The sequence below is a fragment of the Streptomyces sp. PA03-1a genome (assembly GCF_033792805.1).
In the GTDB taxonomy this organism is placed as follows: domain Bacteria; phylum Actinomycetota; class Actinomycetes; order Streptomycetales; family Streptomycetaceae; genus Actinacidiphila.
Window position 1 is genome coordinate 1 of record NZ_JARAVO010000475.1, and the last position, 1442, is coordinate 1442.

General features: G+C 73.2%; 1 protein-coding gene. It reads right to left on the bottom strand.

Annotated features, from left to right (window positions below):
• The coding region (locus PV341_RS45010) for a metallophosphoesterase family protein (RefSeq protein ID WP_500361031.1) at positions 1 to 1442 on the bottom strand (1442 nt) is incomplete at both ends.

Genomic DNA, 1442 nt, shown 5'->3' on the forward strand with positions numbered 1-1442 from the left:
GCCTTCGAGGGGGAGGAGGAGGGGGACGGGGCGCGGCCCGGCTCCACCTCCTCCGGGAGGTGGCGGGAGACCTCGGCGGTGGACAGCCCGAGCCCGCCGAGGGTGATCTCGTCCCAGGCCTGGAGGGCGTGGGTGTCCCGGTCCAGGTAGAGCACGGAGGCCTCCACCTTCTGGGGGGTGTCGCCCTCGACGGCGCGCAGTCCGCCGCCGCCGGTGGTGCCCTGCACCATCAGCCGGCTGCCGTGCTCGAGGACGTCGACGTCCCGGGTGTGGGTGTGCCCGGAGAGGATCAGCGGGACGGTGCCGTCCGTCTGGGCGGCGGCGATCGGATTGTGGGCGACGGCGATGTCGACCTTGGCGCCCGTGGCGTTCTGCCGACGGATGGCGTCGGCCAGCTCCTGTCCGGCCACCCGTTCCGACGGGTCGCCGGCCGCCTCGACCGAGCGGTCCGGGGTGAACTGCGGGTCGCCGATGCCGGCGATGCGCAGCCCCTTGACGACCACGGACCGGCCGTCGTCGACCACGTACGCGTTGGCCCGGCCCGCGACCGCGCGCTGGCTGTCCATGGAGTCGTGGTTGCCGCGGACGAAGACGTAGGGCGCGCCGAGGTCGGGGATGGCGGAGGTGAAGCCGTTCTCGGCGGTGGTGCCGTGGTCCATCAGGTCCCCGGTGTCGACGATCACGTCGATCTTGTACTCGGCGACGACGGACTCGATGATCTGCCAGGCCGCCGGGTTGAGGTGGATGTCCGAGACGTGCAGCACGCGCAGCGTGGTCGGGTCCGGGTTGTACGCGGGCAGCGTGGACGTCGCGTCGTACAGCCTGGTCATGTTGGTCACCAGGCGGGCGAGTTCCTGCTGGTAGATGTCGAAGTCGCTGACGATGCTGCGCGCGTTGCCGACCACCGAGGGGGCGCTGCTCAGCAGCCCGGAGAACCGGGGTTCCAGGACGCTGCGCGGGTTCCAGGTGCCGTACGCGGTGCCGGCGCAGGCCGCCAGCACCGCGAGGGAGAGCCCGCCCGCGGCGAGGGCGCGGCGGGGCCTGCGGTAGACGGCCAGGCCGAGGGCGGTGGCGCCGGTCAGCGCGGCCACCGAGGACCGCAGCGCGAGCTCGGTCGTGCTGTGCTCGACGTCGGCGGCCACCTCGCTCTGCAGCCCGCTGATCCGCTCCGGGTGCCGCACGAGGGTCCGGGCCCGGTCGGGGTCGAGGGTGTCGACGTCCACGACCAGACGCAGCGGGCCGTCGTGGCTGTCGAGCTGGAGGGAGCCCAGCGGGGAGATGTTGACCTTCGTGTCCCCGGTCCAGGACGGGTGCAGCGACATCCGGGTGTTCATCGGGCCGACCGGTTCCTCGATGCTGCCCAGCACCACCAGGCCGAGCCAGCCGCCCACCAGGGTCACCGCGAGCAACCCGAGCGCGCCCAGGTAGGGGCGGGCCGGGGG